Below are 25,587 nucleotides of genomic sequence, written 5' to 3' on the forward strand. Positions count from 1 at the left end.
ATGGCTTTACATTTTGAATAAAAATGAGAGCACTCGTAAAAATTTTAATAGAAGTCATCCGTTTGTGAAGTTTAAGGGCAAGGAGTGTGGCTATGCCTGAAGGGAAAATTGTAAAAGCATTAAGTGGATTTTACTATGTTCTTCATAATGATGAATTAATTCAATGCCGGGGCAGAGGGGTATTCAGAAAGAATAAAGTCACCCCTCTGGTTGGGGATGAGGTTGTTTTTCAAGCAGAAAACGAATTGGAAGGCTATATTCTTGAAGTAAAAGAACGGAAAAATGAATTAGTCCGCCCGCCAATTGCGAACGTTGATCAGGCCATTCTTGTTTTTTCGGCTGTAGAACCTGACTTCAGCACCGTGCTTTTAGATCGATTTCTAGTATTAGTGGAATTTAATCATATTGAGCCACTCATTTGTATTACTAAGATGGACCTGACAAACAATGAGCAAAACAAGTTGATTATGGAATATGCTCAGAAATATCGATCGGCTGGATATGAAGTCATTCTTACTTCATCGGAAACAGAGTCCGGAATTGAACAGTTGAATCCGCATCTTAATCATAAAATTTCTGTTTTTGCCGGTCAATCCGGTGTAGGGAAGTCCTCTTTACTAAATGTTCTTAGACCTGACCTGGAGCTAAAAACAAATGATATCTCATCACATTTAGGAAGAGGAAAGCATACGACAAGGCATGTAGAGCTAATTGAAATTGGCGAAGGGCTTGTTGCCGATACGCCTGGATTTAGCTCATTAGAATTCACTAATATTGAGGCGGAAGATCTAACTGCATGTTTTCCAGAATTGCTGCAGAAGAGCGAAAATTGTAAATTTCGCGGCTGCCTCCATATCAGCGAACCTAAATGCGGTGTGAAACAAGCTGTTGAATCAGGGGAAATTCCAGCATATCGCTATGAACATTATGTTGATTTCCTCCAAGAAATAAAAGATAGAAAGCCGAGGTACTAACCATGGTGAAAATAGCACCTTCCATTCTTTCAGCCGATTTTTCAAAATTGGGGGAAGAGATTTTGGCAGTTGAAAAAGGTGGAGCAGACTACATACATGTTGATGTAATGGATGGCCATTTTGTTCCGAATATTACGATAGGACCGCTCATTGTTGAGGCCATTCGTCCTATTACAAAACTGCCGCTTGATGTACATTTAATGATTGAGAATCCTGATCAGTATATTGAGGCTTTTGCCAAGGCAGGAGCAGATTATATTACGGTCCATGTGGAAGCTTGCCGTCATTTGCACAGAACGCTTCAAGCGATTAAATCGTTTGGTGTAAAGGCAGGGGTGGTCTTAAATCCAGCGACACCAGTTGAAACCATACAACATATCATTGGGGATATTGATATGGTATTGTTAATGTCTGTTAATCCAGGGTTTGGAGGACAAAAATTCATTCCAGAGGTCCTTCCGAAAATTAGAAAAGTGAAGGAAATGGCAGAGCAAAAAGGTTTAAACATTGAGATTGAAATCGATGGTGGTGTAAATCCGGAAACCGCAAAGCAATGTATTGAAGCAGGGGCCAATGTATTAGTGGCAGGCTCCGCAATTTACAATGAAAGTGATTACGCAAAAGCCATCTCATTAATAAGAGGATAGTAAAAGATAAGCCGGCTCATTACAGCTCGGCTTTTTGCTTATTATTAGGCTTAGTAAAGGACATAAATGATTTTTAACACTGTTGATTGGAGCGCAAATCAACAACATAGTTTAACAAAAGGGGTTTTCACGATGATTATCAATATTTTGGCAGGAGGTCCTGAAGACCTTCTTCCTGATTTGAAAGAGTTTGAGGGGAAAAACACCATATGGGTCGGAGTGGATCGCGGTGTTTTTCACTTATTAAAGAGGAACATAAGTCCAGTCATTGCTTTTGGAGATTTTGATTCTGTTTCACCAGAGGAATTACAGTTTATTGAAAGCAAGGTGGAAGAATTAAAACGCTTTAAACCTGAAAAAGATGAAACGGATATGGAACTCGCGCTGAATTGGGCATTAGAACAGAATCCAGAGAAAATTCGTATTTTTGGTGCAACGGGCGGACGACTTGATCATTTATTTGCAAATGTACAGCTTTTACTAAATCCCCTAAGAGCAAAAAAAGCAGCAGATATCTGTTTAATTGATCGAAATAACCTGTTATTTTTAAAAGAACCAGGGACTTATACAATAAATAAAATGAAAGATGAAAAATATATTTCTTTTGTTCCCCTAACGCTTAATGTCAGCGGAATCACACTAGAGGGCTTCAAATTTCCTTTGAAAAATCAGCATATTTCTCTCGGATCTACACTATGTATTAGTAATGAACTTATTAGTGATTATGGTACTTTTTCATTTTCCGAAGGCATATTAATAGTGATAAGAAGCCATGATTAATAGGTCTTACAATTTGGTACTGTTTTCGTCCGTTTGAATAGTATGTAAGGGCGTACGAAAAAAGTTGAGATGTATAAGAAGCGGGAGATTGGTGAGGAGGGACAGTATGAAATTTTATACGATTAAACTGCCGAGATTTTTAGGCGGACTTGTCCGGGCGATGATTGGTGCATTTAAGAAAAACGAATAGAAAATGGAATGTTTTGGCACCCGTTAAATTTGGGTGCTTTTTATTTTGTCCTGTGGGAAATACTTAAAAAGAAAGAGCATCCGATTACTGGATGCTCTGGCCTTTAAAACTCTTATTAAACGCGTTCAACTTTACCTGATCTTAACGCTCTTGCAGAAACCCAAACACGCTTTGGCTTCCCATCAACAAGAATACGTACTTTTTGTAGGTTAGCACCCCATGTACGCTTGTTAGCGTTCATAGCGTGAGAACGTGCGTTACCAGTTGTTGTTTTCTTTCCAGTTACTACACATTTACGTGGCATTATGATTTCCCTCCTTAACTACCAAAAGCTTTATACAGCAATATACTGATTTTCATCTGCTTGAGATACCTTAATAATTTAACATACAACGTTGGTGATTGCAATACTTGTATATAAACCTTTCAAGAAAAAAACCTTGACATGTAAGTATGACTTTCCATATTGTGCCGACTATAGTAAAATGACTGTAGTCAAGGAGCAATTTTCCAAAGGGGGAACGATTCATGTCCATTGAATTAAAAACAAAGTACGGACAAATTGATATTTCAAATGAAGTAATCGCTACCATTGCCGGAGGAGCGGCAATCGAATGCTATGGAATCGTAGGTATGGCCTCTAAAAATCAAATTAAAGATGGAATTACAGAAATCTTACGTAAAGAAAACTTTACCCGCGGCATTATTGTCCGCCAGGAAAATGAGGCATTACATATTGATATGTACATTATTGTCAGCTATGGAACGAAAATTTCCGAAATTGCCCACAACGTGCAATCAAAGGTTAAATACACCCTCGATAAGACAGTTGGACTTGCCGTTGACTCGGTAAATATTTACGTTCAAGGAGTTCGCGTGACGAACTCGTAGTGAGGAGGAAGTTTTGTGTCAATAACAGCATTAGATGGAAAACGTTTTGCCGAAATGGTGATCCAGGGTGCCAACCATTTGTCTGCAAATGCTAAAATGGTCGATGCCTTAAACGTTTTTCCAGTGCCCGATGGTGATACCGGAACGAACATGAATTTATCAATGACCTCCGGGGCAAAAGAAGTAAAAAACAATGTTCAGGAACATATAGGAAAGGTGGGCGCTGCTCTTTCCAAAGGTTTGCTGATGGGAGCGCGCGGTAATTCCGGCGTAATTCTCTCCCAGCTATTCCGCGGTTTTTCAAAAGCAGTAGAAAGTAAATCTGCCATCTCAGGGAAAGATTTTGCCACTGCATTAGAAGCCGGAGTAGAAACTGCCTATAAAGCTGTTATGAAGCCAGTAGAAGGGACCATCTTAACAGTTGCAAAGGATTCCGCTAAAATGGGAGTTCAAGCTGCACAAACATCAAATGATATCATTGTAATTATGGAAGAGGTTTTAAAAGAAGCAAAAGCTTCACTAAAACGCACTCCAGAGTTACTTCCTGTCTTAAAGGAAGTCGGTGTGGTTGACAGCGGCGGACAAGGTCTTGTTTTCGTTTATGAAGGATTCCTAGCCGAATTAAAGGGTGAAAAACTCCCAGATTCACCAAGTTCCATGCCAACCATGAATGAACTGGTCAGTGCAGAGCACCATAAAAGCGTTCAAGGCCATATCAATACTGAGGATATTGAATTTGGGTATTGTACAGAATTTATGGTTAGATTTGAAAATGCTAAGACAGCGAAAAACCCATTTAATGAAGGCGAATTCCGTAATGATTTAAGCAAATACGGAGACTCTTTATTAGTTATTGCAGACGAAGATGTTGTCAAAGTGCATATTCACTCCGAACAGCCTGGTGAGGTTTTAACATATGGACAGCGGTACGGCAATTTAATCAATATGAAGATTGAAAACATGCGCCAGCAGCATTCCAACATTGTTGGCGAAACACACACTCCTTTAGTGGCAGAACGGGTGCAGGAACAGAAAGAATATGGAATTGTAACGGTATCTATGGGATCTGGAATTGCCGATTTGTTTAAAAGCATAGGAGCGCATGCTGTGATTGAAGGCGGGCAGACAATGAATCCAAGTACGGAGGATATTGTTAAGGCTGTCAAGCAAGTAAATGCTAAAAAGGTATTTATTTTACCGAATAATAAGAATATTATTATGGCGGCCGAGCAAGCACGTGATGTATCCGAAGAAGAGATTTACGTGATACCTTCAAAAACGGTACCGCAAGGGCTTTCGGCGCTTCTTGCGTTCAATCCTTCTGCTAACGTAGAGGCAAATGAAGCAACGATGAAGGATGCGCTTCAGCATGTCAAGACAGGTCAAATTACCTTTGCTGTTCGCGATACCCAAATTGATGGGTTAGAAATTGAGAAAGATGATTTCATGGGTATTGCCGAAGGGAAAATTGTTGTAAAAAACAAGGACAAAGGAAAAGCGGCTGAAGATCTTCTTTCTAAAATGTTAGATGAAGACTCCGAAATTTTAACTGTTATTTATGGGGAAGACGTTTCGGAAGATGAAGTAAACTCCTTAACTCAGTTTGTAGAAGAAAATTATGGTAATATTGAAATAGAAATCCATAATGGCCAACAACCATTATATTCTTTTATCTTTTCAATTGAATAATGAACAGATAAAATAGAAGAAGGGGTTATCCCTTCTTTTTTTGTGCATATGAGGCAAGAAAATATGTTTTGAATATAATTTATTAGAGAGAATTACGCTAAGGGAGAGAATTCTTATGAAATACAGAAGCGTATTTGATATTATTGGGCCAGTCATGATTGGTCCTTCTAGTTCCCATACAGCCGGAGCAGCAAGAATCGGCAGAGTAGCCAGAAGCCTGTTTGGAAGAGAGCCAAAATGGGCCAATATATCTTTATATGGATCATTTGCGAAAACGTATAAAGGTCATGGGACAGACGTTGCCATTGTTGGTGGTTTATTAGATTTTGAAACGGATGATGTAAGGATTATTAATGCCATTGATATTGCTAAGGAAAAAGGCATTAAACTCCGGTTTATTGAAGAAGATGCTGTTACCGATCACCCAAACACAGCGAGAATCATTATCGGGGACCATAATGGCGAGCTGGAATTAGTGGGTATTTCTATTGGCGGCGGAAAGATTGAAGTGACAGAGCTAAACGGTTTTGAACTTAAACTGTCCGGAAATCATCCAGCCATTTTAGTTGTTCATAATGATCGCTTTGGTGCAATTGCAAGCGTAGCCAACATTTTGGCAAAATACGAAATCAATATTGGCCACATGGAAGTTTCCCGTAAAGAGCAAGGAAAGCTTGCGCTTATGACAATCGAAGTAGACCAAAATATTGATAATCATATCCTAATTGAGCTTGAAGAGCTTCCTAATATATTAAAAGTGACTAAAATTGTCGATTAAGGGGGGAAAAAGTTATGTTTCGAAATGTCGCTGAATTAGTAGAAATGGCTAACAGTCAAAATAAAAAAATATCAGATATCATGATCGAGCAGGAAGTAGCTGTTACCGGCAGGTCAAGAGAAGAAGTGCTTGCATTTATGGATAGAAATCTTACCGTCATGGAGGAGGCCGTTGAAAAAGGGTTAAAGGGCGTTACCTCTCATTCAGGATTAACGGGTGGAGATGCGGTTCTATTGCAGAAATATATAGAAAAAGGCAACTTTTTAACGGGGGAAACCATTCTCGATGCTGTTAGTAAAGCGGTTGCAACGAATGAAGTGAATGCAGCAATGGGAACGATTTGTGCCACACCTACAGCTGGCTCAGCAGGGGTGGTTCCAGGTACATTGTTCGCTGTCAAGAAAAAGCTGAACCCAACAAGAGAGCAAATGATATCGTTTTTATTTACATCCGGTGCCTTCGGCTTTGTAGTTGCGAATAATGCATCGATTTCCGGTGCTGCCGGAGGCTGTCAAGCCGAAGTAGGTTCTGCAGCGGGGATGGCAGCAGCGGCTATTGTTGAAATGGCCGGTGGGACACCACAGCAATGTGCAGAGGCAATGGCCATTACGTTAAAAAACATGCTGGGATTAGTATGTGACCCGGTTGCCGGGCTGGTAGAGGTCCCTTGTGTGAAGCGAAATGCTATGGGGGCTGCCAACGCAATGGTTGCAGCAGATATGGCGCTGGCAGGAATTACAAGTCGTATCCCTTGTGATGAAGTAATTGACGCGATGTTCAAAATTGGCCAATCGATGCCATCGGCACTAAGAGAAACAGCTCAGGGAGGGTTAGCGGCTACACCAACAGGTAGAGCTTTAGAAGCAAAAATCTTTGGGATACCGCTTGTTAATAATGAATCCAAATCTTAACCAATCAATCACGGTCTTAAAGGGTATTGGTGAGGAAACGGCTGAAATTTTTTCGGAAATGAAAATCTTTTCAATTAATGACTTATTAGAATATTTTCCATATCGTTATGAAGATTATTCGCTAAAAGAACTGACAGAAGTACAGCATGATGAGAAAGTCACAGTCGAAGGGAAGGTTCATAGCGAGCCTTCTCTTAACTATTATGGCAGAAAAAAGTCAAAGCTGACGATTCGGCTCTTCGTAGGTTCTTATCTGATTAAAGTAGTTTTTTTTAACCAGCCCTATTTAAAAAATAAAATTGTCATGAACGAAACGATAACCGTAACTGGTAAATGGGATGCTCACAGGCAAACCATTACAGCAAGTGAAATGCAGGCAGGACCAAATGCCAAACACAATGATTTTGAACCTGTTTATTCATTAAGAGGAAAATTAACAACAAAAGGGATTCGAAAATTTATTAGCTTAGCCTTTCAACAATACGGAGGCCTGATAGAGGAAACACTGCCAGTTTCTTTTATCCAAAAATATCGTCTCTTAACCAGAAGAGATGCGATAAAGGCCATGCATTTTCCTGCTAATCCGGAAGAAGTCAAACAGGCCAGGCGCCGCTTTGTTTATGAGGAATTTCTCTTGTTTCAATTAAAAATGCAAGCATTAAGAAAGTTTGAACGAGAGCATTCACCTGGTATTGTTCAAGACTATGATTTAAACAAATTGAAGGAATTTATCAAAGAGCTTCCTTTTCCACTGACGAATGCCCAAAAACGGGTGGTGAATGATATTATCAAGGACCTGAAATCTCCATATAGGATGAACCGTTTACTTCAAGGAGATGTTGGCTCAGGGAAAACGGTCGTTGCGGCCATAGGTCTTTATGCAAGTGTGACAGCGGGGTTTCAAGGGGCTTTAATGGTTCCGACTGAAATCTTGGCGGAACAGCATGCAGAATCTTTAAAAAATCTGCTTGAACCCTTTGAAGTCAGGTGCGAACTTTTGACAAGTTCAGTAAAGGGAAAACGGAGAAAAGAGATTCTTCAGGAATTAGCGGCAGGAAAAATTGATATTTTAATTGGTACACATGCTTTGATTCAGGACGAAGTATCCTTTCAAAGATTAGGATTCGTGATAACCGATGAGCAGCATCGCTTTGGTGTTGAGCAGCGACGGGTATTACGGGAAAAAGGCGAAAACCCCGACGTCTTATTTATGACAGCTACACCAATTCCCCGGACATTGGCGATCACGGTATTTGGCGAAATGGATGTCAGTATCATTGACGAAATGCCAGCGGGCAGAAAAACAATCGAAACGTACTGGGCAAAACCTGAAATGCTGGAACGAGTTCTCGGGTTTATAGAAAAAGAATTAGTTAAAGGGCATCAGGCGTATGTAATTTGCCCGCTTATTGAGGAATCGGAAAAGCTTGATGTGCAAAATGCAATTGATGTGCATACCACTTTAAGCCACTATTTTCAAAATCGGTATAAAGTGGGTCTTATGCATGGACGATTGAGTTCGGATGAAAAGGATTCAGTCATGAAAGCGTTCAGTGTAAATGAAGTCCAAATCCTAGTATCGACAACGGTTGTGGAAGTGGGGGTTAATGTACCGAATGCAACGATGATGGTTATATATGATGCGGAAAGATTTGGCCTTTCACAGCTACACCAATTGCGCGGCCGTGTCGGCCGAGGAAGCGATCAATCCTATTGTATCCTGCTGGCAAGTCCTAAATCAGAAGTAGGCCAAGAGAGAATGCGGATTATGACAGAGACGAACGATGGCTTTGTTCTAAGTGAAAAGGATTTAGAACTTAGAGGTCCAGGAGATTTTTTTGGCAGAAAACAAAGCGGCGTGCCGGAATTCAAGGTGGCAGACATGGTTCATGATTACCGCGCCCTTGAAACAGCAAGAAATGATGCTGCAATGCTGATTCAGTCGAAAAGCTTTTGGACTTCTGATGAATACGAATACTTAAGAAACCTTCTTGAATTGTCAGGAGTTTTAGAAGGAGAAAAGTTAGATTAATAAATATTTTCGCTTGAAAAATGCAATGTTAAGGGGAGAAGGCAGATAGCAAGGAAGAAAACTTATCCTTGCAATCTGCTTTTTTAAATTTTATACTACTCTTAGTACCTAGTCATAAGATTTCGGACGGTGTGGAAAATTATGCGAAGAACCAAAAAAGAGCGCCAACAATTGTTAATCTCAACCATTAATGATAATCCTTTTATTACAGACGAGGAACTCGCTGAAAAATTTCAAGTAAGTGTGCAAACAATTCGTCTGGATCGGTTGGAATTATCCATTCCGGAGCTTCGTGAACGGATTAAAACAGTAGCTGAAAAAAGATTTGACGATGAAGTCCGCTCCCTGCCTATTGAAGAAGTCATTGGTGAAATTATCGATATTGAATTAGACCAAAGTGCGATTTCCATTTTTGATGTGAAAGAAGAACATGTTTTTCAGCGGAATAAAATTGCTCGCGGACATCATGTTTTTGCCCAGGCAAATTCATTAGCGGTAGCTGTAATAAATGATGAACTGGCTTTGACTGCAAAAGCTAATATTCATTTTAATCGATCGGTAAAATTGAATGAACGAGTGATTGCCAAAGCAAGAGTGATCAAAATCGATGAAAATGCTCTCAGAACATATGTCGAAGTGACGAGTTTTGTGAATAATGAACTGGTATTTACCGGAAACTTTGAAATGTACCGTTCGAAAAATCATTAAAGGATGAGACCAATGAAACTATCAATCGATGCTATGGGTGGTGACCATGCTCCAAAAGAAATTGTCTTAGGGGCGATGAAGGCTGTCAATAGCTATCCTGATATACATATTACCCTTGTGGGCGATGAAAATAAAATAAAAGAAACATTAACAAACCATGACAGAATTTCCATAATACATACAACCGAAGTTATTCTCGGAACAGATGAACCTGTTAGGGCGGTTCGACGCAAAAAAAATGCTTCCATGGTCCTTGCTGCACAGTTAGTGACTGACGGTGATGCTGATGCTTGTATTTCAGCAGGAAATACGGGTGCACTTATGGCTGCAGGTTTGTTCGTTGTTGGAAGAATTGAAGGAATTGATCGTCCTGCCTTGGCTCCAACGCTTCCAACAATCGGCGGCGAAGGTTTTCTCCTGCTTGATGTTGGGGCAAATGCTGATGCTAAACCAGAACATTTATTACAAAATGCTATCATGGGTTCGATTTATAGTGAAAAGGTAAGGGGTATTACAAACCCTAGAGTAGGGCTTTTGAATATTGGAACAGAAGAAAAAAAGGGAAATGAATTGACAAGGAATTCATTTGACCTTTTAAAAAATACAAATTTAAATTTTGTCGGCAATGTGGAGGCGCGGGATTTACTTGATGGTGTTGCCGATGTCGTGGTGACCGACGGTTTTACTGGGAATATGGTGTTAAAAACCATTGAAGGTACAGCCCTATCGATTTTTAAAATGTTAAAAACAGCCTTAATGAGCAGTTTTACAAGTAAACTTGCTGCAGCTGTTTTAAAGCCAAACTTAATGACATTGAAAAATAAATTGGACTATTCGGAGTATGGGGGAGCGGCTCTATTTGGGTTAAAGGCTCCAGTCATTAAAGCTCATGGATCCTCTAATGCTCAGTCCATTTTCAGCGCCATTCGGCAAACAAGGGAAATGGTCGAAAAAGATGTCATCGCACAAATTCAAAAAACAGTAGAAGAAACGAATACTTCCAAAATTGAACTCTAGTAAGGAGTGTTAAGATGAGTAAGATTGCATTTGTTTTTCCCGGACAGGGGTCACAAGTAGTTGGGATGGGTCAAAGGCTCGCAAATGAGCATCCAGAAGTGATGGATTATTTTAAAAAGGCAGATGAAAGATTACAAAGCAGCCTAAGCAGCCTCATTTTTGAAGGTCCTCAAGAGGAGCTGACGAAAACAACAAATGCTCAGCCTGCTTTACTAACCACGAGTATTGCACTGTTAAATTTCTTTCAAAAATCAGGGATTCAGGCAGATTTTGTTGCTGGTCACAGCTTAGGAGAATATACGGCCCTTGTTGCTGCGGGCGCCTTAACTTTTGAGGAAGGTGTTTATGCTGTCCGTAAACGAGGAGAGTATATGGAAAAGGCAGTTCCAAATGGTGAAGGAACAATGGCTGCTGTTCTTGGGTTAGACCGCGAAAAACTTGCTGAAGTGACAAAAGCAGTGGATGATTCAGGTTTTCCTGTTTCCCTTGCCAATCTTAACTGCCCAGGTCAAATCGTCATTTCTGGTTCGTCAAAAGGTGTTGAGCTTGCCGGCGAAAAAGCGAAGGAGGCCGGAGCAAAACGCGTCATTCCGCTTGAAGTTAGCGGACCGTTCCATTCTTCTCTCATGAAGCCAGCTTCAAGCGAATTGCGTGCTGTCTTAGACAGTCTGGATATGAAAAATGCAGAAATTCCAGTCGTAGCCAATGTTTCTGCAGACGTAATGAGCGACTCTGCTGAAATAAAGGAAAAATTAATAGAGCAGCTTTATTCTCCAGTATTATGGGAGGATTCGGTTGAAAAAATGATCGAGCTAGGTGTGGATACCTTTATCGAAATTGGACCGGGCAAAGTGCTGTCTGGCTTAATCAAAAAGATTAATCGCAGTGTTAAAACCTATTCTGTTTCTGATGAGGAAACCTGTCAGTCCGTTATCGACGCATTAAAGGAGGAAAAGCTATGAATTTAACAGGTAAAGCAGCCCTTGTAACTGGTGCATCAAGAGGAATTGGCAGGGAAATTGCGCTTGAACTAGCAAGGCAGGGAGCCAATGTCGCTGTAAATTTTGCTGGAAGTGAAGCAAAAGCGAATGAAGTCGTGGATGAAATCAAAGCACTTGGCCGAGATGCGTTTGCTGTAAGATGCGATGTCTCAAACACAGAAGAAGTTGCAGAAATGGTGAAAGCGACCATTGATCGTTTTGGAAAGCTTGATATTCTTGTTAATAATGCTGGAATTACAAAAGACAATTTATTAATGAGAATGAAAGAAGAAGAATGGGATGATGTCATTAATATCAACCTTAAAGGCGTCTTCTTAGTTACGAAAGCCGTAACGAGACAAATGATGAAACAAAGAGTGGGCCGTATTATCAATATTGCTTCCATTGTCGGCGTAAGCGGAAACCCAGGTCAGGCAAACTATGTTGCTGCCAAAGCGGGTGTCATTGGTTTAACGAAAACTACAGCCAAAGAGCTTGCGACACGAAATATTACCGTTAACGCGATTGCCCCAGGATTTATCACCACTGATATGACAGACAAATTGTCAGAAGAAGTAAAAACCGAAATGCTAAAACAGATTCCTTTAGCAAGATTAGGTGAGCCGAAAGATATCGCAAAAATCACGGCATTCCTTGCTTCTGATGATTCATCCTATATCACAGGGCAGACATTCCATGTTGATGGCGGAATGGTAATGTAAAAATAATAATTCTTTCATTTATTATTTGAAAGAAATACTCTATAATAGCTTGAGGGGAGGTGAACGAGCATGGCAGAGGTATTAGAACGTGTTACAAAAATCATCGTTGACCGTTTAGGTGTTGATGAGTCTCAAGTTACGCTTGAAGCTTCATTTAAAGATGATCTTGGCGCTGATTCCCTTGACGTAGTTGAACTAGTAATGGAATTAGAGGATGAGTTCGATATGGAAATTTCTGACGATGATGCTGAAAAAATCAGCACTGTTGGTGATGCTGTTAATTACATAAATAGCACGAAGTAATCGTTGGAATTATTCACAAAGCTCCGTTTTCAAACGGGGCTTTATTCTGTAGAATAGAACTTGGCAGTTCCACTAGTGCTGCCAAGTTTCTTTGCGTTTTTATCAAAATTTTTTTAAACTCAGTATTATAGTCATGTGTAAATTAAATGCAAGGTGGAGAACTTATGCGCAGAAATGGGAAAGAAAAAGAAATGGACAATCGCGCAAAAGAAAGTCAATTTAAAGAGTTTCAAAAGATAATTGAAATTCAATTTGAAAATGAAAAATTATTAAAGCAAGCTTTTACTCATTCATCCTATGTGAATGAGCATCGCAGAAAGCCTTTTGAAGATAATGAAAGGCTCGAATTTTTGGGAGATGCTGTACTTGAACTGACAATATCACAATTCCTTTTTAAGAAATATTCCATGATGACAGAAGGAGAATTAACCAAACTAAGAGCGGCCATTGTATGTGAGCCGTCACTCGTAGCATTTGCGAATGAATTAGGATTTGGAAAATTAATTTTGCTCGGCAAAGGGGAAGAAATGACGGGCGGACGAGAGCGGCCGGCACTTCTCGCCGATGTTTTTGAAGCGTTCATTGGCGCACTTTATTTAGACCAAGGAATTGAAAAAGTCATAGATTTTCTTGAAAAAGTTGTTTTCCCAAAAATAAATGCTGGTGCTTTTTCTCATGTGATGGATTTTAAGAGCCAATTACAGGAACTCATTCAAAGAGATGGTTCTGGAGTAATTGAATATCGTGTTCTACAAGAAAAAGGACCTGCACACAATAAAGAGTTTGTGTCAAAGGTTTCCTTAAATGGCGAAGAATTAGGGGTAGGGACGGGAAGGTCCAAAAAAGAGGCGGAACAGCATGCGGCTCAAATGGCGCTGGATGTACTTAAAACGAAAACAACCTAGATATGACAAATGTTTTAGAGGAGTAATCCCGGGCATTTTAGGGAGGAAAAAGGAATGTTTTTAAAACGGTTGGACATTATTGGCTTTAAATCTTTTGCTGACCGCATCAGTATGGATTTTGTCCCTGGGGTTACGGCCGTAGTAGGTCCTAATGGCAGCGGGAAAAGCAATATTACAGATGCAATCCGCTGGGTATTAGGGGAACAGTCAGCAAAATCACTTCGCGGAAGTAAAATGGAAGATATTATATTTGCCGGAAGCGATACTAGAAAGGCTGTTAATTTTGCTGAAGTGACACTGACCTTGGACAACCAAGATCAGGGATTAGCGGTTGATTATAATGAAGTAAGTGTTACAAGAAGAGTCTCCCGTTCAGGAGATAGCGACTTCTTTATTAATAAACAATCGTGCCGTTTGAAGGATATTATTGATTTGTTTATGGATTCCGGGCTGGGACGGGAAGCCTTTTCCATTATAAGCCAAGGGAAAGTAGAAGAAATCTTAAACAGTAAAGCAGAAGACCGCCGAACAATATTTGAAGAAGCTGCAGGTGTTTTAAAATACAAAAACCGAAAGAAAAAAGCCGAGGTTAAGCTTGCCGAGACACAAGACAATATTAACCGGGTAAATGATATTTTACATGAGCTTGAAAGCCAAGTAGAGCCATTAAAAATTCAAGCATCGCTAGCAAAGGATTTTTTAGAGAAAAAAGAGGAGCTTGAAAAGTTTGAAGTAGCTCTAACCGTTTATGAAATTGAAGACATGCATCAAAAATGGGGGAATCTCTCCAAACAGCTGGAAGAGCACCAACATGAGGAACTGAAGCTTTCTTCTGAATTGCAGATCAAAGAAGCAAAAATCGTTGAAACTAGAGACCAGATTACGGCCTTGGATGAATCGATTTCAGACCTCCAGAATGTTCTGCTTCATGCCAGTGAGGAGCTTGAAAAGCTGGAGGGACGAAAAGAAGTTCTAAAAGAGCGGAAAAAGAATGCTGCGCAAAATAAAGAGCAGTTGGAAATGAACATCCGTGAATTAACGGACCGAATCAGCCAGCTTCAAAACAATAGAGATTCTTTAGCCGAATCGGTTAAGCTGCTTGGTGAGCAGGTAAAAACCTTACAAACACAGTTAAAGGAAAAACAAGAAAAGCTGCAATTATTTGCAGAAAATATTGATGAAAAAATCGAAAGCTTAAAAAGTGAATATATTGAGCTGTTGAATGACCAAGCTGGTGCAAAAAACGAATTAAAATACATTGACCAGCAGCTTGAGCAGCAGGATAGAAAAAATTCACGTCTTGATGCGGAAAATGAAAAGTATCTTCAAGAAAGAGAAATTGCCCAAAGTAAAAAAAGGGAAATTCAAGCTTCATTAGATGAACTTCAAAAGAAGCTAGCTGAACAAGTTGTTGCCTTTCGTGAGCAGCAACGTAAGCTGGAGACGGTAAAAAACAATTATCAAAAACAAGAGAAAACCTTGTATCAAGCCTATCAGCTTCTGCAGCAGGCAAAGTCCAAAAAAGATATGCTTGAAGAAATGGAAGAGGATTTTTCTGGCTTTTTCCAAGGTGTAAAGGAAGTTCTCAAGGCCCGCGGAAAAAAACTCCATGGTATTGAAGGTGCCGTTGCCGAACTAATCTCTGTTCCAAAAGTATATGAAATTGCCATGGAAACCGCACTTGGTGGTTCCTTGCAGCAAATCGTAGTCGATACTGAACAAAATGCCCGTGCCGCTATTCAATATTTAAAGCAGCATTCTTTTGGACGAGCAACCTTTTTACCACAAAGTGTTGTAAAGGGACGACCCTTATCATCAGCTCAATTGGCCTCGATTCAAAACCACCCTTCTCTGGTTGGTACTGCGGTCAGCCTGGTTCAGTTTGAACAAAAGTATGCCGAGATTTTTCAAAACCTATTGGGTAACGTTGTTATCACAAGGGATCTAAAGGGTGCCAATGAATTGGCGAAAATACTCCAATATCGTGTTCGATTAGTTACCCTCGATGGAGATATCGTCAATCCCGGCGGTTCGATGACAGGTGGAGCCGTAAAACAAAAAACATCCTCGCTATTAACAAGAAAAGGTGAGCTTGATGAATTAAAGGGTAAGCTTGTCATTATGGAAGAGAAAACGGCGGATTTGGAGAAGCAGGTTAAATCATTAAAAGAAGATGTCCAAACGGCAGAGTCAGACCTTGAGGCAATGCGTAAAAATGGTGAAGAACTGAGACTATCGGAACAGTCTGTTAAGGGTGACTTACGAGAAGCTGAGTTTGAAGAAAAGAATATTAATGACCGATTAGCCATTTACGATCTTGAAAAGGGGCAGTTTTCTACAGAACAAACCACATTGCTAACTAGAAAAACAGAATTACAATCAGCAATGGAAAATTATAAGGATTCAATTGCGGAACTTGACGGTCAAATTATAAGACTGACTGAACAAAAGACCAATGATCTTACATCTAAAGAAGCCTTGGTAACCGAAATAAATGAGTTAAAGGTTGAGTTTGCAGCTAAAAACGAGCAATTTTTAAACACCAAGGACCGATTCGCGAATCTTAATGAAGATTTAGCAGAAAGCAGGCAAAAGCTTGCTGTCTTTACTGAAGACCTTAGCCTATTAACATCAGAAATGACGGATAGCTCTTCAGGTGAAGAACAATTAGAGACTGCTGCAAAAAGGAAACAAGGAGACAAGGCTGCAACACTCAATCTAATTAGCACAAGAAGGCAAGAACGGGTACAGCTTCAGGTTTCGCTGGAAGATTTGGAGCTTGAAGCTAAGGAATTAAAGAGAATTCATAAAGGTTTGATAACGGTACTAAAGGATGAAGAGGTAAAACTAAACCGCTTGGATGTGGAGCTTGAAAACAGACTAGCTCATCTAAGAGAAGAATACTTATTATCCTTTGAAGGCGCTAAAGGACAATATCCGCTAACAGTTCCAGTTGAAGAAGCCCGCAAAAAGGTCAAGCTGATTAAACTGGCTATCGAGGAGCTTGGTAATATCAACATTGGAGCCATTGAAGAATACGAGCGTGTTTCCGAACGGTATGAATTTTTAAATGAACAAAAGACAGATCTTCAAGAAGCCAAGGATACACTTTTCCAGGTGATTGAAGAGATGGATACGGAAATGAAAAAACGCTTTGAGCAAACCTTCCAAGGGATTCGGGAACATTTTGAACCAGTTTTCAGGGCACTTTTCGGAGGAGGAAGAGCTGATCTTGTATTAACGGCGCCGGAGGATTTATTAAATACAGGAGTGGAAATCGTAGCTCAGCCTCCAGGTAAAAAGCTTCAAAATCTAGGGCTGCTATCGGGGGGCGAACGAGCATTAACGGCCATTGCCCTGCTTTTTTCGATATTAAAAGTACGTCCTGTTCCTTTCTGTATTCTTGATGAAGTGGAAGCGGCACTTGATGAAGCAAACGTTCACCGTTTTAGCCAGTATTTAAAAAGATATAGCTCAGAGACTCAATTCATTGTTATTACTCACCGTAAAGGGACAATGGAGGAAGCAGACGTTTTATACGGAGTCACCATGCAGGAATCGGGTGTATCAAAGCTCGTATCTGTCCGTTTAGACGATACAAAAGAGCTAGTTAAATCTTAATTTAAGGGAAGTGAAAGAATGAGCTTTTTTAAAAAATTAAAAGAGAAGATAACAAAATCAACTGATACAGTGACAGAGAAGTTTAAGGAAGGTCTTACGAAGACAAGGGACAGTTTTTCCGGAAAAGTCAACGACCTTGTGGCGAGATACCGAAAAGTAGACGAAGACTTCTTTGAAGAATTAGAAGAAATCCTAATTCAGGCTGATGTTGGTTTTGACACAGTTATGCAGTTAATAGATGAGCTGAAGATGGAAGTGAAACGCCGGAACATCCAAGACCCTCAGGAGGTTCAAAGTGTTATATCTGAAAAGCTTGTCGACATCTATAATGCGGGAGAAGGACAGTCTTCAAATTTAAACATCCAGGAGGATGGGTTAACCGTCATCCTCTTTGTCGGTGTCAATGGTGTCGGAAAAACAACGACAATAGGTAAACTAGGACATAAGTTTAAGAGTGAGGGAAAAAAGGTTTTGATGGCTGCAGGCGACACTTTCCGGGCTGGAGCTATTGAACAGCTTGAAGTATGGGGGGGCAGAGTCGGGGTCGAGGTCATTAAGCAGGCCGAGGGGTCTGACCCTGCTGCCGTAATGTATGATGCGATCCAGGCAGCAAAATCCCGTAAGGCTGATATTTTATTATGTGATACAGCAGGCCGATTGCAAAATAAAGTGAACCTGATGAAAGAGCTGGAAAAGGTAAAGCGTGTCATCGAAAGAGAAATTCCCGGAGCACCCCACGAAGTAATCCTTGTCCTGGATGCGACGACAGGACAAAATGCGCTTATTCAGGCTAAGAATTTTAAAGAAGTAACTAACGTTAGTGGAATTGTTCTTTCAAAATTAGATGGCACAGCAAAGGGCGGCATTGTTCTTGCAATTCGCAACGAATTAAAGATTCCGGTTAAATTTGTAGGATTAGGAGAAAAAATGGATGATCTGCAGGAATTTGATGCCGAAAAGTATGTGTATGGATTATTTGCGGATCAAGTAGAAAAGACCGAAGATTAGATGTAAAGGTATTATCTTGACAGATAATGTCTTACTGTGTAAACTTACTTTTGTAAAGGCATTTCACTTAACAAGGAGGCATTTAAGTATGATGCTTGAAAAGACAACACGAATGAACTATCTTTATGATTTTTACTATTCGTTGTTAACACCGAAGCAGCAAAGCTATATGTCTCTTTATTATTTAGATGATTACTCATTGGGTGAAATAGCTGAAGAGTATGATGTCAGCCGCCAGGCCGTATATGATAATATTAAGCGGACGGAAGCAATGCTCGAGGAATATGAAGAAAAGCTGTTATTATTTCATAAATTTCAAGAGCGTGCGAGGCTATTAAAGCAAGTAAAAGTGTTGCTTAAAGAGGAGACCCCTTCAAAACAGGCGATGTGTGAGACAATTGCCGAGCTTGAAAAATTAGATTAGGAGGCGGCATGAATGGCATTTGAAGGATTAGCCGACCGACTGCAGAATACGATTCAAAAAATCCGTGGAAAAGGAAAGGTTAATGAAGCGGATGTAAAAGAAATGATGCGCGAAGTGCGTCTTGCACTACTCGAAGCAGACGTTAACTTCAAAGTTGTCAAAGATTTTGTGAAAAAAGTCAGCGAGCGTGCTGTCGGGCAAGAAGTCCTTAAAAGCTTAACACCCGGACAACAAATTATTAAAATTGTTAACGAGGAATTAACGGAGCTTATGGGTGGCGAGCAGAGCAAGATTGCGGCCTCAAACCGCCCGCCAACTGTCATCATGATGGTCGGTCTCCAGGGTGCTGGTAAAACCACTACCACTGGAAAGCTTTCGCTTTTGCTTCGCAAGAAGTATAATCGCAAACCGTTGCTCGTTGCCGCTGATATCTATCGTCCTGCTGCAATTAAACAGCTTCAAACGCTTGGCAAACAATTGGATATGCCTGTTTTTTCCCTTGGCGATCAAGTCAGCCCGGTGGAAATAGCTCGGCAGGCAATTGCGAAAGCAAAGGAAGAACATCATGATTATGTCCTCATCGATACCGCTGGCCGACTCCATGTAGATGAAGCGTTAATGAATGAGTTAAAGGACATCAAAGAACTAACAAAGCCTGATGAAATCTTCCTTGTCGTCGATGCTATGACTGGTCAGGATGCCGTAAATGTGGCCCAAAGCTTTAATGAACAGCTTGGATTAACAGGCGTTGTTTTGACGAAGCTTGATGGGGACACCCGGGGTGGGGCAGCACTTTCCATACGTGCCGTAACCCAGACACCAATTAAATTTGTTGGTCTTGGCGAGAAAATGGACGCTCTTGAGCCATTCCATCCAGAACGAATGGCATCCAGAATTTTAGGCATGGGCGATGTTTTGACGCTTATTGAAAAGGCTCAAGCCAATGTAGACGAGCAAAAGGCAAAAGAATTAGAACAAAAAATGCGGACAGCCTCGTTTACACTGGAGGATTTTTTGGAACAGCTTGGTCAAGTTCGTAACTTAGGTCCGCTTGATGAGTTGTTAAAAATGATGCCTGGCGCAAACAAAATTAAGGGCTTAAATAATCTGCAAATTGATGAAAAGCAAATTGCACATGTTGAAGCTATTATAAGATCCATGACGAAGGCAGAAAAAAATAATCCCGAGATCTTAAATGCAAACCGGAAACGCCGGATTGCGAAAGGAAGCGGGCGGCCTGTCACCGAGGTAAATCGTCTGTTAAAACAGTTTGAAGACATGAAAAAGATGATGAAACAAATGACAGGCATGCAAATGAAATCAAAGAAAAAAGGCGGATTTAAATTCCCATTTAAACCGTTTTAAGATGTAAAGTATTGGTAATAATGTATGTAAAGAAAAAACACTTTACAAATGATATATTAATTGATAATATACTATCTTGTGTGAAACAATTTCGGAGGTGCTTATTTAAAATGGCAGTTAAAATTCGTTTAAAGCGTATGGGAGCTAAGAAAACTCCTTTCTATCGTATCGTAGTAGCAGATTCTCGTTCACCACGTGATGGACGTTTCATCGAAACAGTTGGAACTTACAATCCAGTTGCAGAACCAGCAATTGTTGAAATCAACGAAGAATTAGCTCTTAAGTGGTTACAAGACGGTGCAAAACCATCTGATACAGTTCGTAACCTTTTCTCAAACCAAGGCATCATGGAAAAATTCCATAATGCAAAATTAAGCAAGTAATCGTAGGTAACTATGAAAGAATTAATCGAAACGATTGTTAAGCCTCTAGTTGATTTTCCTGAAGACGTCCGTGTTGACGTCACAGAGGACAACAACCGCGTTACTTTTCAGCTCTCTGTTAACAAAACAGATATGGGAAAAGTAATCGGAAAGCAGGGGCGTGTTGCAAAGGCCATTAGAACTGTTGTTTATGCAGCAGGATCATCACAACAAAAGAAAATTTTTCTCGAAATTGGTGAATAGCTTTTTGCATCTAGATGAAAGGGGGGAATCAACATTCCTCCCTTTTTTGCTATTGCTGAGTTGATTGGAGCTGAAGGTGCGAGACTCCTGCGGGAGAACGGGGCAGGGGAGACCCCACAGGCGCTTCAGCGCCGAGGAGGCTCCCAGGACCGCCCGCGGAAAGCGAAGCGCCTGGAGCGCAAATCAACAGCTATAAGAAAGAAAGGAGCCATCTTTATGCAAATTATCCAAACAGTTGTGGTAAAGCAAATTCTAACGGAAAAAAGCAAAGAAAAATTATTTGAACAATACACCAACCAAAAGCTTCAGCTCCAAAAAGAATGCAATCAGCTTCAATTTGAATTAAAACGATTGGAGAAAACCAAAAGCTTTTCGCCAGGAGAATTAAAAAGTCATTTTGAAAAAGAAATCAATAAACGATTAGAAAAAGAAAAACTCCTAGAGTTCCAAATTGAACAATTACATATGCTACCTTTAGGCAGTGAATTAAAGGAAAAGGAAGTTCAGGCATTAATTGAAATAAAAGTGGGCGATTCATGGAGTCAACAACTTGGACAACCTGTTATTATAATTAAAGATGGGATCATTGAGGAAATAAGAGAAGGTGAATAATCGTATGGAAAAATGGTTTAATGTCGGAAAGATTGTAAATACACAAGGAATAAAAGGAGAAGTGCGTGTCATTTCAAAAACGGATTTCCCTGAAAAGCGGTATAAAGCAGGAAATGTATTGTATTTGTTTATGCCAAATTCCAAAACGCCGATTGAGCTAACAGTAAAAAGCCATCGAACCCATAAAAATTTTGAATTACTGACATTTGAAGGTTTTCATAATATTAATGAAGTTGAAAAGTTTAAAGAAGGAATTCTCAAGGTGCCTGAATCACAGCTGGATACTTTGGAAAAGGATGAATTTTATTACCATGAAATTATTGGCTGCCTCGTGGCCACTACAGAAGGGGTAGAACTTGGAAAAGTAACCGAAATATTATCACCAGGTGCCAATGATGTTTGGGTAGTAAAGGGTAAGGGTCAAAAGGAAATCCTAATTCCTTATATCCACGATGTGGTGAAGAAAGTTGATGTAAAAGAAAAAGTCATCTTAATTGAGCCGATGGAAGGGCTGCTTTCATGATGCAGATTGACATCCTTACACTCTTCCCCGAAATGTTTTCCGGGGTGTTTAACCAGTCTATTTTACAAAAAGCGGCAGAGAAAAAGGCTGTCCAATATAATGTTGTCAATTTTCGTGAATTTGCTGATAACAAGCATTCCTCTGTTGATGATTACCCATACGGAGGAGGAGCTGGAATGGTTTTAATGCCTCAGCCCATCTTTGATGGTGTAAGTGCCCTCAAGGAAAAAGCAAAAAGTAAGGATCCACGGGTAATCCTTCTTTGTCCTCAAGGCAAGCGTTACGATCAGCGAAAAGCCGAAGAATTAGCTCAAGAAGAACATTTGATATTTATTTGCGGTCATTACGAAGGTTATGACGAACGAATCCGGCAGCATGTGGTTACGGATGAAATATCGATTGGGGATTATGTCTTAACCGGTGGTGAGCTTGGAGCCATGGTCGTTGTTGACAGTGTCGTTCGCCTTTTGCCGGAGGTATTAGGAAATCAGGAATCACATATGAAGGATTCCTTCAGCACAGGTCTCTTAGAACATCCGCATTATACAAGACCTGCAGATTTCCGTGGGCTGAAGGTCCCTGATGTACTAATGTCAGGTAATCATAAGTTAATTGAAGAATGGCGGAATAAAGAAGCATTGAGAAGAACACTACAAAGGCGTCCTGACTTATTTGATAATATCGAACTAACACCAGAACAGGAAAAATGGTTAGCTGAAATAAAAAAAGAATACAAGTAGTATTGCGGGAGAACGACAATTATGGTATGATACTTCTTGTGACTTGAGCTGAACCTTTTCAGAATCTAGTCTTATAACGATGTTCCGCTGCAATGTAATTGTAAGTAGATGTGCATGAGCATCTGTTGGAAGGAGTTGAAAACGATGCATAAATTAATCGAAGAAATCACAAAAGAACAACTTCGTTCTGATCTTCCTGCGTTCCGTCCTGGTGACACTGTACGTGTACACGTTAAAGTTGTTGAGGGTACTCGTGAGCGTATTCAGTTATTTGAAGGTGTAGTGATTAAGCGTCGTGGTGGTGGAATTAGCGAAACTTTTACAGTTCGTAAAGTTTCTTACGGAGTAGGCGTTGAGCGTACTTTCCCAGTACACACACCAAAAATTGCGAAGCTTGAAGTAATTCGTCGCGGTAAAGTCCGTCGTGCTAAGCTTTACTACTTGCGTAACCTTCGCGGTAAAAAAGCAAGAATTAAAGAGATTCGATAACATGAAAAGAAAAGAGCTTGCTCATGAGCAGCTCTTTTTTTATACAGATTTTAATAAAGTATAATCAAATTATTAAAGTTTGATTAAAAAACATTTTCCCATCGTGTTAAAAAGGCTGAAGTTATGTAAAATAGGCTTTATAAGATATTTTGTTACTAAGATTGGTGGGGACACAAATGGTAAAAAAGAAAAATGAACTCTGGGAATGGACAAAAGCGCTATTAATAGCTGTTATATTAGCTGCATTAATTCGTTACTTTCTCTTTGCTCCAATTGTCGTCGATGGCTTGTCGATGATGCCGACATTAAAGGATCAGGACCGTATGATTGTGAGCAAGTTTAGCTATGATATTGGAAAACCTAAGAGATTCGATATCATTGTTTTTCATGCACCAGAACATAAGGATTACATAAAACGTGTTATTGGTCTTCCGGGAGATACCATTGAATATAAAGATGATGTTTTATATGTTAATGGTAAAGCGTATAAAGAACCTTATTTAGATGAATATAAGAAACAAGTAAATGATGGTCCATTAACAAGCTCGTTTAAGTTAGAAGAAACAGCAGTAGGGCGTAAAACAGTTCCTCCTGGGGAATTATTCGTTATGGGAGATAATCGCCGTTTCAGTAAAGATTCTAGACACATTGGAACGATTCCAATGAGTAAAGTAATTGGCAAGACAAGCATAGTATATTGGCCATTAAACGATGCACACATTGTAACAGTGAAATAGTACTATTATCTAGCTTCAGCGCCTAGCCCCTCGAGGTCATAAGCCAATCCGAAATGAAGGTTAAAAAGCAACCTTCCTGCCGGCTTGGCTTATGTTGTCGGGGGTGAACAAGGCGCTTCCGCTTTTAAAGGAGGTGACTTGCTTTGACGATCCAATGGTTTCCTGGCCATATGGCCAAGGCTCGCAGAGAGGTCACGGAAAAATTAAAGTTAGTCGATATCATTTTTGAGCTGGTAGATGCGAGAATCCCGTTTTCATCTCGAAATCCAATGATTGATCAAATTATTCAGCATAAGCCAAGATTAGTTTTATTAAATAAATCGGATATGGCCGATAAAGAGGCTACAAAGGAATGGATTGCCTTTTTCGCTGATAAGGGAATTAAAGCACTCGCCATCAATTCTCATGCCGGTGAGGGAATGAGAGACATTGCTCAGGCATCGCAAGAAATCCTGAAGGAAAAATTTGATCGCTTACGGGCAAAGGGAGTTAAGCCTAGAGCAATCCGTGCAATGATCGTTGGAATTCCGAATGCTGGAAAGTCAACGTTAATTAATCGCCTTGTAAAAAAGAATATCGCCAAAACAGGAAACACTCCAGGGGTGACAAAATCACAGCAGTGGATTAAGGTTGGAAAAGAAATGGAACTGCTGGATACGCCGGGAATCTTATGGCCCAAGTTTGAGGATCAAGAGGTTGGAATGAAACTGGCGATAACAGGTGCGATTAAGGATGTACTTTTAAACCTGCAGGACCTGACAGTCTATTCGTTAAGATTTTTAGAACGTGCCTACCCAGAGCGTCTGCAGGAGCGTTATAAACTAACTGAACTTCCAGAAGACGTAGTAGAGCTATTTGACCACATCGGTAAGCTCAGGGGCTGTTTAATGGGCGGCGGCATGGTTGATTATGACAAAGTGGCAGAACTGGTTATCAGGGAAATTCGCTCTGAGAAATTCGGGGCACTTACATTTGAAAGACCAAAGGACTTTCAGCAATCTGAACAGGATGTTTAAAATGATTGAGCTCTCCAAACGGAGAGCTTTATTAATGATAACGGGTGAACAAATATGAAAAAGTTATCGATTTCTGAAATAGTAGAAAAATTATCCTCCATTTTAACAGAAACGGATCCCTTTTTGTTAGAGCTCGAGAAAGATGAACGGAAAGGGGTTCAATCTTGTTTAGCCAAGTGGAAGAAACAGAGAGAACTAGAACGATCCCTGGAAGAAAAGTTTTTTGAAATGACCCAGTATGAACGGAAAATGAAGGGACAGGGCTTCCTATTCATTGCAGGTGTGGATGAAGTCGGCAGAGGACCACTTGCAGGTCCTGTTGTGGCAGCGGCAGTAATCTTACCTGATAACTTTTTCTTAGCAGGAATAGATGACTCTAAAAAGCTAACAGAGAAAAAACGTCTCGAATATGATGCCATTATAAGGAGAGAGGCGATTTCCTATAGCATTTCGATAATTTCGGCTGAGGAAATTGATGAAATCAATATTTATGAAGCGACCAAAAAAGCGATGTCTTCCAGTATTGCTTCTTTAAAACTAGAACCAGATTTTTTATTGATTGATGCAATGAAGCTCCGCACACCCTTTCCTTCTGAATCGATCATTAAAGGTGATGCAAAAAGTGTATCCATTGCTGCCGCTTCAATTATTGCTAAAACAGCACGCGATGAACTAATGAAAGATCTTTCAAAACAATATCCTGCCTATGGTTTTCAGAAGAATATGGGATATGGAACGAAAGAACATATTGAAGCACTACAACACCATGGAATATCTCCGTATCATAGAAAAAGCTTTTCCCCTGTTAAGGAAATGTTTGAAAGAAATATAAATGAACAATTAAGTATGAAAATATAAATAAACACAATAATAAAAAAACAGGTCACAGACCTGTTTTT

29 protein-coding genes are annotated in these 25,587 nt (G+C 40.0%); 28 read left to right on the plus strand and 1 reads right to left on the minus strand.

Features of this window, described 5'->3' with window-relative positions; translation table 11 throughout:
- Positions 1-92: 92 nt before the first annotated feature.
- The 4 genes from rsgA to spoVM all read left to right on the plus strand — a co-directional run bounded on the left by rsgA (position 93) and on the right by spoVM (position 2,591).
- Entirely contained in the window at positions 93-974 is an 882-nt protein-coding gene (gene rsgA, locus V7161_RS12320; RefSeq protein WP_335445430.1) for a ribosome small subunit-dependent GTPase A, read from the plus strand.
- Positions 975-976: 2 nt separating this feature from the next.
- Complete coding sequence (gene rpe / locus V7161_RS12325) at positions 977-1,621, plus strand: ribulose-phosphate 3-epimerase (protein WP_335445431.1); 645 nt, start codon at positions 977-979, stop codon at positions 1,619-1,621.
- A 132-nt stretch (positions 1,622-1,753) separates the two neighbouring features.
- On the plus strand, positions 1,754-2,401 hold the full coding sequence (locus tag V7161_RS12330) for a thiamine diphosphokinase (protein WP_335445432.1): 648 nt from the start codon (positions 1,754-1,756) through the stop codon (positions 2,399-2,401).
- 106 nt (positions 2,402-2,507) lie between these two features.
- Positions 2,508-2,591 (plus strand): stage V sporulation protein SpoVM, encoded by an 84-nt coding sequence (gene spoVM, locus V7161_RS12335; RefSeq protein ID WP_007087787.1) that lies wholly within the window; start codon positions 2,508-2,510, stop codon positions 2,589-2,591.
- A 115-nt stretch (positions 2,592-2,706) separates the two neighbouring features.
- Here the strand turns inward: spoVM and rpmB are convergent, their stop codons facing one another.
- The gene (gene rpmB / locus V7161_RS12340; RefSeq protein ID WP_007087786.1) at positions 2,707-2,895 is read right to left on the minus strand and encodes a 50S ribosomal protein L28; all 189 of its coding nucleotides are present in this window, start codon (positions 2,893-2,895) and stop codon (positions 2,707-2,709) included.
- Between the two features lie 224 nt (positions 2,896-3,119).
- On the opposite strand from rpmB, the gene V7161_RS12345 reads away from it, so the two are divergent.
- The 24 genes from V7161_RS12345 (at position 3,120) to V7161_RS12460 (ending at position 25,546) form a co-directional block, all read left to right on the plus strand.
- Positions 3,120-3,482 carry an Asp23/Gls24 family envelope stress response protein gene (locus V7161_RS12345; RefSeq protein ID WP_335445433.1) on the plus strand — a complete coding sequence of 121 codons (363 nt, stop codon included), beginning with the start codon at positions 3,120-3,122 and terminating at the stop codon, positions 3,480-3,482.
- 15 nt (positions 3,483-3,497) lie between these two features.
- Positions 3,498-5,171: a DAK2 domain-containing protein gene (locus V7161_RS12350; protein WP_335445434.1), complete on the plus strand. Its 1,674-nt coding sequence runs from the start codon at positions 3,498-3,500 to the stop codon at positions 5,169-5,171.
- A 115-nt stretch (positions 5,172-5,286) separates the two neighbouring features.
- A complete protein-coding gene (sdaAB, locus tag V7161_RS12355; RefSeq protein ID WP_335445435.1) occupies positions 5,287-5,949 on the plus strand; it encodes an L-serine ammonia-lyase, iron-sulfur-dependent subunit beta in 663 nt (220 codons plus the stop codon).
- Positions 5,950-5,963: 14 nt separating this feature from the next.
- Positions 5,964-6,860 carry an L-serine ammonia-lyase, iron-sulfur-dependent, subunit alpha gene (sdaAA, locus tag V7161_RS12360; protein WP_335445436.1) on the plus strand — a complete coding sequence of 299 codons (897 nt, stop codon included), beginning with the start codon at positions 5,964-5,966 and terminating at the stop codon, positions 6,858-6,860.
- Positions 6,844-8,892, plus strand: a complete 2,049-nt coding sequence (recG, locus tag V7161_RS12365) for an ATP-dependent DNA helicase RecG (RefSeq protein ID WP_335445437.1) — start codon at positions 6,844-6,846, stop codon at positions 8,890-8,892. The genes sdaAA and recG overlap by 17 nt, the downstream gene beginning before the upstream one ends.
- A gap of 141 nt (positions 8,893-9,033) precedes the next feature.
- Positions 9,034-9,600: a transcription factor FapR gene (gene fapR / locus V7161_RS12370; RefSeq protein WP_223588560.1), complete on the plus strand. Its 567-nt coding sequence runs from the start codon at positions 9,034-9,036 to the stop codon at positions 9,598-9,600.
- Between the two features lie 12 nt (positions 9,601-9,612).
- The gene (plsX, locus tag V7161_RS12375; protein ID WP_335445438.1) at positions 9,613-10,617 is read left to right on the plus strand and encodes a phosphate acyltransferase PlsX; all 1,005 of its coding nucleotides are present in this window, start codon (positions 9,613-9,615) and stop codon (positions 10,615-10,617) included.
- 14 nt (positions 10,618-10,631) lie between these two features.
- The gene (gene fabD / locus V7161_RS12380) at positions 10,632-11,579 is read left to right on the plus strand and encodes an ACP S-malonyltransferase (RefSeq protein ID WP_335445439.1); all 948 of its coding nucleotides are present in this window, start codon (positions 10,632-10,634) and stop codon (positions 11,577-11,579) included.
- A complete protein-coding gene (gene fabG, locus V7161_RS12385) occupies positions 11,576-12,319 on the plus strand; it encodes a 3-oxoacyl-[acyl-carrier-protein] reductase (RefSeq protein ID WP_335445440.1) in 744 nt (247 codons plus the stop codon). The genes fabD and fabG overlap by 4 nt, the downstream gene beginning before the upstream one ends.
- 69 nt (positions 12,320-12,388) lie before the next feature.
- Positions 12,389-12,622 carry an acyl carrier protein gene (locus V7161_RS12390; protein WP_223588553.1) on the plus strand — a complete coding sequence of 78 codons (234 nt, stop codon included), beginning with the start codon at positions 12,389-12,391 and terminating at the stop codon, positions 12,620-12,622.
- Between the two features lie 164 nt (positions 12,623-12,786).
- Positions 12,787-13,527 (plus strand): ribonuclease III, encoded by a 741-nt coding sequence (gene rnc / locus V7161_RS12395; protein WP_335445441.1) that lies wholly within the window; start codon positions 12,787-12,789, stop codon positions 13,525-13,527.
- Positions 13,528-13,581: 54 nt separating this feature from the next.
- Complete coding sequence (gene smc / locus V7161_RS12400) at positions 13,582-17,148, plus strand: chromosome segregation protein SMC (protein ID WP_335445442.1); 3,567 nt, start codon at positions 13,582-13,584, stop codon at positions 17,146-17,148.
- Positions 17,149-17,166: 18 nt separating this feature from the next.
- Positions 17,167-18,156: a signal recognition particle-docking protein FtsY gene (gene ftsY, locus V7161_RS12405; RefSeq protein ID WP_335445443.1), complete on the plus strand. Its 990-nt coding sequence runs from the start codon at positions 17,167-17,169 to the stop codon at positions 18,154-18,156.
- 91 nt (positions 18,157-18,247) lie between these two features.
- Positions 18,248-18,580, plus strand: coding sequence for a putative DNA-binding protein (locus V7161_RS12410; protein ID WP_335445452.1), 333 nt, complete (start codon positions 18,248-18,250; stop codon positions 18,578-18,580).
- A gap of 12 nt (positions 18,581-18,592) precedes the next feature.
- Positions 18,593-19,945 carry a signal recognition particle protein gene (gene ffh, locus V7161_RS12415; RefSeq protein ID WP_223588545.1) on the plus strand — a complete coding sequence of 451 codons (1,353 nt, stop codon included), beginning with the start codon at positions 18,593-18,595 and terminating at the stop codon, positions 19,943-19,945.
- A 110-nt stretch (positions 19,946-20,055) separates the two neighbouring features.
- Positions 20,056-20,328, plus strand: a complete 273-nt coding sequence (gene rpsP / locus V7161_RS12420) for a 30S ribosomal protein S16 (protein ID WP_223588544.1) — start codon at positions 20,056-20,058, stop codon at positions 20,326-20,328.
- Positions 20,329-20,340: 12 nt separating this feature from the next.
- Positions 20,341-20,571, plus strand: a complete 231-nt coding sequence (locus V7161_RS12425) for a KH domain-containing protein (protein ID WP_335445444.1) — start codon at positions 20,341-20,343, stop codon at positions 20,569-20,571.
- A 216-nt stretch (positions 20,572-20,787) separates the two neighbouring features.
- Positions 20,788-21,183 carry a YlqD family protein gene (locus tag V7161_RS12430; RefSeq protein WP_335445445.1) on the plus strand — a complete coding sequence of 132 codons (396 nt, stop codon included), beginning with the start codon at positions 20,788-20,790 and terminating at the stop codon, positions 21,181-21,183.
- Positions 21,184-21,187: 4 nt separating this feature from the next.
- A complete protein-coding gene (rimM, locus tag V7161_RS12435; RefSeq protein WP_335445446.1) occupies positions 21,188-21,706 on the plus strand; it encodes a ribosome maturation factor RimM in 519 nt (172 codons plus the stop codon).
- Positions 21,703-22,446 (plus strand): tRNA (guanosine(37)-N1)-methyltransferase TrmD, encoded by a 744-nt coding sequence (trmD, locus tag V7161_RS12440; RefSeq protein ID WP_335445447.1) that lies wholly within the window; start codon positions 21,703-21,705, stop codon positions 22,444-22,446. The genes rimM and trmD overlap by 4 nt, the downstream gene beginning before the upstream one ends.
- A 144-nt stretch (positions 22,447-22,590) precedes the next feature.
- Entirely contained in the window at positions 22,591-22,935 is a 345-nt protein-coding gene (gene rplS / locus V7161_RS12445; protein ID WP_223588716.1) for a 50S ribosomal protein L19, read from the plus strand.
- Positions 22,936-23,111: 176 nt separating this feature from the next.
- Complete coding sequence (lepB, locus tag V7161_RS12450; protein ID WP_223588536.1) at positions 23,112-23,672, plus strand: signal peptidase I; 561 nt, start codon at positions 23,112-23,114, stop codon at positions 23,670-23,672.
- A 143-nt stretch (positions 23,673-23,815) separates the two neighbouring features.
- Entirely contained in the window at positions 23,816-24,688 is an 873-nt protein-coding gene (gene ylqF / locus V7161_RS12455; RefSeq protein WP_335445448.1) for a ribosome biogenesis GTPase YlqF, read from the plus strand.
- Positions 24,689-24,742: 54 nt separating this feature from the next.
- Positions 24,743-25,546, plus strand: a complete 804-nt coding sequence (locus tag V7161_RS12460) for a ribonuclease HII (RefSeq protein WP_335445449.1) — start codon at positions 24,743-24,745, stop codon at positions 25,544-25,546.
- The last annotated feature ends 41 nt before the right edge of the window (positions 25,547-25,587 follow it).

Origin of the sequence: Neobacillus drentensis (assembly GCF_036965425.1) — a bacterium.
In the GTDB taxonomy this organism is placed as follows: domain Bacteria; phylum Bacillota; class Bacilli; order Bacillales; family Cytobacillaceae; genus Neobacillus; species Neobacillus drentensis_F.

What these genes read in the sequence shown, in the direction of transcription:
- sdaAA (WP_335445436.1), top strand. Translation starts at nt 5,964, where the DNA reads ATGTTTCGAAATGTCGCTGAATTAGTAGAAATGGCTAACAGTCAAAAT.
- trmD (WP_335445447.1), top strand. Translation starts at nt 21,703, where the DNA reads ATGATGCAGATTGACATCCTTACACTCTTCCCCGAAATGTTTTCCGGG.
- recG (WP_335445437.1), top strand. Translation starts at nt 6,844, where the DNA reads ATGAATCCAAATCTTAACCAATCAATCACGGTCTTAAAGGGTATTGGT.
- spoVM (WP_007087787.1), top strand. Translation starts at nt 2,508, where the DNA reads ATGAAATTTTATACGATTAAACTGCCGAGATTTTTAGGCGGACTTGTC.
- V7161_RS12460 (WP_335445449.1), top strand. Translation starts at nt 24,743, where the DNA reads ATGAAAAAGTTATCGATTTCTGAAATAGTAGAAAAATTATCCTCCATT.
- ffh (WP_223588545.1), top strand. Translation starts at nt 18,593, where the DNA reads ATGGCATTTGAAGGATTAGCCGACCGACTGCAGAATACGATTCAAAAA.
- rpsP (WP_223588544.1), top strand. Translation starts at nt 20,056, where the DNA reads ATGGCAGTTAAAATTCGTTTAAAGCGTATGGGAGCTAAGAAAACTCCT.
- rsgA (WP_335445430.1), top strand. Translation starts at nt 93, where the DNA reads ATGCCTGAAGGGAAAATTGTAAAAGCATTAAGTGGATTTTACTATGTT.
- fabG (WP_335445440.1), top strand. Translation starts at nt 11,576, where the DNA reads ATGAATTTAACAGGTAAAGCAGCCCTTGTAACTGGTGCATCAAGAGGA.
- plsX (WP_335445438.1), top strand. Translation starts at nt 9,613, where the DNA reads ATGAAACTATCAATCGATGCTATGGGTGGTGACCATGCTCCAAAAGAA.
- ftsY (WP_335445443.1), top strand. Translation starts at nt 17,167, where the DNA reads ATGAGCTTTTTTAAAAAATTAAAAGAGAAGATAACAAAATCAACTGAT.
- V7161_RS12425 (WP_335445444.1), top strand. Translation starts at nt 20,341, where the DNA reads ATGAAAGAATTAATCGAAACGATTGTTAAGCCTCTAGTTGATTTTCCT.
- rimM (WP_335445446.1), top strand. Translation starts at nt 21,188, where the DNA reads ATGGAAAAATGGTTTAATGTCGGAAAGATTGTAAATACACAAGGAATA.
- V7161_RS12390 (WP_223588553.1), top strand. Translation starts at nt 12,389, where the DNA reads ATGGCAGAGGTATTAGAACGTGTTACAAAAATCATCGTTGACCGTTTA.
- sdaAB (WP_335445435.1), top strand. Translation starts at nt 5,287, where the DNA reads ATGAAATACAGAAGCGTATTTGATATTATTGGGCCAGTCATGATTGGT.
- rpmB (WP_007087786.1), bottom strand. Translation starts at nt 2,895, where the DNA reads ATGCCACGTAAATGTGTAGTAACTGGAAAGAAAACAACAACTGGTAAC.
- smc (WP_335445442.1), top strand. Translation starts at nt 13,582, where the DNA reads ATGTTTTTAAAACGGTTGGACATTATTGGCTTTAAATCTTTTGCTGAC.
- fabD (WP_335445439.1), top strand. Translation starts at nt 10,632, where the DNA reads ATGAGTAAGATTGCATTTGTTTTTCCCGGACAGGGGTCACAAGTAGTT.
- V7161_RS12345 (WP_335445433.1), top strand. Translation starts at nt 3,120, where the DNA reads ATGTCCATTGAATTAAAAACAAAGTACGGACAAATTGATATTTCAAAT.
- lepB (WP_223588536.1), top strand. Translation starts at nt 23,112, where the DNA reads ATGGTAAAAAAGAAAAATGAACTCTGGGAATGGACAAAAGCGCTATTA.
- V7161_RS12410 (WP_335445452.1), top strand. Translation starts at nt 18,248, where the DNA reads ATGCTTGAAAAGACAACACGAATGAACTATCTTTATGATTTTTACTAT.
- rnc (WP_335445441.1), top strand. Translation starts at nt 12,787, where the DNA reads ATGCGCAGAAATGGGAAAGAAAAAGAAATGGACAATCGCGCAAAAGAA.
- rplS (WP_223588716.1), top strand. Translation starts at nt 22,591, where the DNA reads ATGCATAAATTAATCGAAGAAATCACAAAAGAACAACTTCGTTCTGAT.
- V7161_RS12430 (WP_335445445.1), top strand. Translation starts at nt 20,788, where the DNA reads ATGCAAATTATCCAAACAGTTGTGGTAAAGCAAATTCTAACGGAAAAA.
- rpe (WP_335445431.1), top strand. Translation starts at nt 977, where the DNA reads ATGGTGAAAATAGCACCTTCCATTCTTTCAGCCGATTTTTCAAAATTG.
- fapR (WP_223588560.1), top strand. Translation starts at nt 9,034, where the DNA reads ATGCGAAGAACCAAAAAAGAGCGCCAACAATTGTTAATCTCAACCATT.
- V7161_RS12330 (WP_335445432.1), top strand. Translation starts at nt 1,754, where the DNA reads ATGATTATCAATATTTTGGCAGGAGGTCCTGAAGACCTTCTTCCTGAT.